7 protein-coding genes are annotated in these 4,685 nt (G+C 64.1%); 4 read left to right on the plus strand and 3 right to left on the minus strand.

Translation table 11 applies throughout. From position 1 onward, the window contains the following. Positions 1-189 precede the first annotated feature (189 nt). From FPZ47_RS26535 to FPZ47_RS26545, 3 genes are read right to left on the minus strand one after another with little or no spacing between them, the layout of a single operon-like run. The gene (locus FPZ47_RS26535; RefSeq protein WP_144954063.1) at positions 190-381 is read right to left on the minus strand and encodes a ferredoxin; all 192 of its coding nucleotides are present in this window, start codon (positions 379-381) and stop codon (positions 190-192) included. Positions 382-417: 36 nt separating this feature from the next. Continuing rightward, the gene (locus tag FPZ47_RS26540) at positions 418-891 is read right to left on the minus strand and encodes a hemerythrin domain-containing protein (protein ID WP_144954066.1); all 474 of its coding nucleotides are present in this window, start codon (positions 889-891) and stop codon (positions 418-420) included. 16 nt (positions 892-907) lie between these two features. Then, on the minus strand, positions 908-1,375 hold the full coding sequence (locus FPZ47_RS26545) for an OsmC family peroxiredoxin (RefSeq protein WP_144954068.1): 468 nt from the start codon (positions 1,373-1,375) through the stop codon (positions 908-910). 303 nt (positions 1,376-1,678) lie between these two features. Between FPZ47_RS26545 and FPZ47_RS26550 the strand changes: the two genes are divergently transcribed. The 4 genes from FPZ47_RS26550 to FPZ47_RS26565 all read left to right on the plus strand — a co-directional run. Next, a complete protein-coding gene (locus FPZ47_RS26550) occupies positions 1,679-2,185 on the plus strand; it encodes a CBS domain-containing protein (protein WP_210420024.1) in 507 nt (168 codons plus the stop codon). 157 nt (positions 2,186-2,342) lie between these two features. Then, entirely contained in the window at positions 2,343-3,341 is a 999-nt protein-coding gene (gene pdhA / locus FPZ47_RS26555) for a pyruvate dehydrogenase (acetyl-transferring) E1 component subunit alpha (RefSeq protein ID WP_246133489.1), read from the plus strand. Further along, positions 3,338-4,342, plus strand: coding sequence for an alpha-ketoacid dehydrogenase subunit beta (locus tag FPZ47_RS26560; RefSeq protein ID WP_144954076.1), 1,005 nt, complete (start codon positions 3,338-3,340; stop codon positions 4,340-4,342). The genes pdhA and FPZ47_RS26560 overlap by 4 nt, the downstream gene beginning before the upstream one ends. Continuing rightward, positions 4,342-4,685 (plus strand): lipoyl domain-containing protein (locus FPZ47_RS26565; protein WP_210420025.1); only part of this gene is annotated, 344 nt, incomplete at its 3' end. The genes FPZ47_RS26560 and FPZ47_RS26565, both read left to right, overlap by 1 nt.

Raw genomic sequence — 4,685 nt, forward strand, 5'->3', positions numbered from 1 at the left:
TATTCTCGACGAATATCGTTCGCCAGCAAAGGCTTTCCCCGGCGTGTCTCGACTTACTTACGAACTCCTTAGTAACTGGACCAGGCTCTGACACCAGCGTGCGGGCATGCCAGTGCAACCCAAGACCAACTCGACATCTCTTTGATACCCATGTAATTCGCCGCGACGATGACGAGCTCGCCTCTGAATCTAGTCTTCGCGGGATAAGGCCGCGCGAGGGCACGCGGCGATGGCCTGCTCGACGAGCGTCTCCTGCTCGACAGGGACGGGGTCAGTAATGACCACGGCGTACTCGTCGTAGCTGAGCTCGAACACCTCGGGCGCGATATTGACACAGAAAGCATTGCCCTCACAGCGATCCAGGTTTACCACGACGCGCATGAGAGTCCTCCTTCGGAACTTCGGCAGGTGAGAGCCTCAGGCACCCGCCTGCTGGCACATCCATCCATCGGGGGCGCGACCGGTCTCGATAAACCGCGTTAGTTCGGCGCTCGTCTGCAGCGGCAGCGCGGTGTCGGCGCTCGGATAGATAATCGGCTCTTCCTTCGAGTTGTGCTGGTGAAGTTGGTCCAGCAGCTGCGTACACGTATCCGCGAGCCGCCCGGTGTCGTTTGAATCAGCGAGCAAATCCGTCAGGGCGTCCATGGTGCGCCACAGCTGACCGTGCTCGCGCATCATCACGAAGATCGGCATCACAATACCGGCCTCTCGGAGCGGCGGGAACAGGAAGACTTCCTCGAGGTAGATGTGCCGGCGCAGCGCTGCCAGAGTCTCGGTCAGTAGCTCGTGTCGCACGCTGCCACAGACGAGTTTCTCGATGAAAGTCTGTATCCCATTATCGATTTCGCGGTGCTCTCGCGCCAGCTCAACAGATAGCGGCAAGTCGGGCATCATGTGCTCCTGGGCGTCAGCCCGCAGAACGGACAGATTCGGTCTCGTCGAGCTCGGCGTCGACGCTGATCGTGGCGCCGGCGAACAATCGTGATACCGGACACAGGGCAGCGGCCTGGCCTACCACGGCCGCGAAGGCTTCGGCGTCCAGCCCGGCCACCTGCGCGCTGACCTTCAGCCGGGACGTTGTGATCGTCGGGATTCCGTCGACCTCATCCAGGATCACGGTAGCTGTGACATCGAGGCGCTGTGGCGGCGTGCGGTTCTCACCCAGCTTCAACGCCAACGCCATCGCGAAACACGACGAATGCGCCGCCGCCGCCAGCTCTTCCGGACTGGTCTTGCCGCCAGGCTGCTCAGTCCGCGAGGCCCAGGTCAGCGACAGGCCATCCAGCGCTCCGCTGCTGCCCTCCAACAGCTTGCCTTCGCCAGACGCCAGCGGGCCCTCCCACGTGGTCTGCGTGGTCCGTTCCGCAATGCTCATACTCCTCGGCCCCTTTCTGGAACGCGTAATGTTTGTACAAGTGCTACTTGTGTAAACTCTAGACCGTCACCATGCGCATTGACTAGAGCGATCGTCAGGAGTGAGCATGCAATCGAAGCAAGCGGCCTGTTGCTTGCGGGCACTTTTGCGACTTTCTCCACCGAGCTCAGCGGAAGAAAGTGCCTTTTCGACTCATGAACTGGCGCACTGCGATTGCGTGAGCGAGCGGTAATGATGGTCCAGATCACCAGTGTTTCGAGCAGATGCCTGATATCTGAAACCCGGCAGGCGTACCCTGCGAAGGTGTATCCGCAGGACACCGCCGCAGTGTCACTGGCCCATCTCACAGCCGGTGACATCATGTCCTCGCCGGTGATCACCGTCCTCGCTGACGCTTCAACCCAACAGGTAGCCGGCATCTTGACGCGGCACCGGATCAGCGCAGCACCCGTGGTTAATCAGGCAGGCACGCTGTTGGGACTTGTCAGCGAACATGACCTGCTCTCCAAAACCGGTGCACTAGCACGTGACCTGATGACGACGGCGGTGATCAGCGTGACCGTGGACAGCGCGGCCGACGATATCCGACACCTGCTGGTCGACCGTCGTATCCGCAGGGTTCCGGTGGTGCAGGAGGGGCGACTGGTCGGAATCGTGAGCCGTCATGACCTGGTGGCCGTGATGGCCACCGAATGGGTATGCCAGGTATGCGGTGAGCCGGTGCGCGGTGAGCATCCCCCCGGCAGGTGTCCGAAGTGTCAGGCAACGAGCGAGCAGTTCGTGCTGCAGGAGCAACCCCCTGGTGCCTGAACGGGTGTCTGGCCGGACAACCCCGTTTGTGTGATATCACCGAAGCAGGAGGGCAATGACAATCCCGCCCACGCCAAGCCCCAGACCCGAATCCGCTGCACTCGGCGGATTGCCGGCCGAGGAACCCGCGGAGACACTGCGCGGCTACTACCGGCAGATGGCGCTGATCCGGGCATTCGAGTCGCGGGCAGCGGAGATGTACCAGCGGGCGAAAGTCGGTGGGTACTGCCACCTCAATGTGGGCGAGGAAGCCACCGTGGTCGGCCTGATGGCGGCGCTCGAGTCCCGCGACTACCTGTTTGCGACCTATCGCGATCACGGCTATGCCCTTGCCCGCGGGATCGAGCCCGGCCGTGTCATGGCGGAGCTGTTCGGCAAGGCCGCTGGTGTGTCCGGGGGCCGCGGCGGCTCGATGCACCTGTTCGACAGCAAGCTGCGCCTACTCGGCGGATACGGCATCGTCGGCGGCCAGATCCCGCCGGCCACCGGTGCGGCGCTGGCGCTCACCTACCGCGGAAGCCCCGGTCCCGGCGCGGAGGCCGTGATGTGTGTGCTCGGCGATGGGGCCACCAACATCGGTGCGTTTCACGAGTCGCTCAACCTGGCCGGGCTGTGGCAGTTGCCGATCGTGTACGTGATCGTCAACAACGGCTTGGGCATGGGGACGCCGGTGGAAAAAGCGGCGGCAGAACCCGACCTGTACAAGCGCGGCTGTTCTTACCGGATTGCGGGGGAACGGGTTGACGGTGACGACGTGCTCGCGGTGCGTGATGCGGCCCGGGCTGCGCTGTCGCGTGCCCGGATCCAGCGCGAGCCGGGCCTGATCGAGGCAGTGTGCCAGCGGCTGCGCGGCCACTCGGTGGTGGATCCAGACAAGTACCGTTCCCGCGACGAGGTTGCGCGACTGCGCGCGCTCGATCCCGTTCCGGCGTTTCGTCGGCGCTTGGTCGATGCCGGGATCCTCGACGACAGGGCGGCGCAGGACGTCGAGGAACAGGTCGAGGCGCAGGTCGATGCCGCTGTGGATTTCGCCGATGCCAGCCCCGACCCCGGTGCCGATCAGTTGTTCGGCTACGTCTATGCCACGGCGGTTGCCAATGCGCCACACCAACTGCCCGGCGATCCGGTGATCGCGCTCTCGCGGGGGCAGCCATGACCGTGCTGACCTATCGGCAAGCCCTGCACGACACGCTGCGCGCCGAACTGCTGCGCGACGAGTCGGTATTTCTCATCGGCGAGGAGATCGGTGTCTTCGAAGGCTCCTACAAGATCACCGCCGGCCTGTTGACAGAATTCGGGCCCACCCGGGTGGTTGACACACCGATCTGCGAGGGAGGATTCGTCGGTGCCGCGATCGGCGCAGCGATGCTGGGCATGCGACCGATCGTGGAGATCATGACGATCAACTTCAGCCTCTTGGCTATCGACCAGATCGTCAATCACGCCGCCAAGATGCACGCGATGTTCGCGGGCCAGGTGTCGGTGCCACTGGTGATCCGCACCCCGGGGGGTGGCGGACAGCAGCTGGCGGCGACACATTCGCAGAACCTGGAGGTGTGGTATGCGCACGTACCCGGGATGAAAGTCGTCACCCCCGCCACCCCGGCAGATGCCAAGGCGTTGCTGACCGCCGCCGTCCGCGACGACGACCCGGTGCTGTTTTTAGAGAATCTGGCGCTGTACAACACCCGGGGCGAGGTTCCCGACGGCGAGCAGATCGCTCAGATCGGGATAGCTTCGATTGCCAAGCCGGGAACCGACCTGACGGTCGTCGCCTACTCGCGCTCGACGGTGATCGCGTTGGACGTCGCCCGCCAGTTCGAGGCCGACGGCGTGTCGATCGAGGTGGTCGACCTACGGAGTTTGCGTCCGCTGGACCGCGAGACGATCTGCGCGTCGGTGCGCAAGACCAGCAGGGCCGTCATCCTCGAAGACGACTGGCTCAGCTACGGGGTCGGCGCTGAGATCGCGGCGACAATCGCCGAGGGCGCATTTGACTATCTCGATGCCCCGATCCGCCGGGTCGCTGCCGCCGAAGTACCACTGCCCTATGCCAAGCCGCTCGAGCTGGCGGCCCTGCCCGACGCCGCCGACCTGACCAAGGTCATCCGTGAGGTTCTCGACGCCAGCCGGTTCGCCTACGGAGAGGACCGTTGATGCCAGACGTGCTGATGCCGCGGTTGTCGGACACCATGACCGAAGGTGTTGTCGGGCAATGGCTCAAGCGCGAAGGTGACATCGTCCGGCGTGGTGACACACTCGCCGAAATCGAGACCGACAAGGCCACCATGGAGCTCGAAGCCTACGACAGCGGGGTGCTGACCCGAATCATCGCTCCCGAAGGCAGTACGGTTCCCATCGGTCAGCCCATCGCCGTCATCGATGATCCGACCAGCGCCGCCGAACCTGGTGGCGGCCAAGTGGTCTCCAACGCCCCAACCGATGGCGTCGCCGCCGGCGCTGCACCCACACCCGCATCCCCTGCGTCACCCCCCGAAGC

The sequence above is a fragment of the Mycobacterium helveticum genome (assembly GCF_007714205.1).
In the GTDB taxonomy this organism is placed as follows: domain Bacteria; phylum Actinomycetota; class Actinomycetes; order Mycobacteriales; family Mycobacteriaceae; genus Mycobacterium; species Mycobacterium helveticum.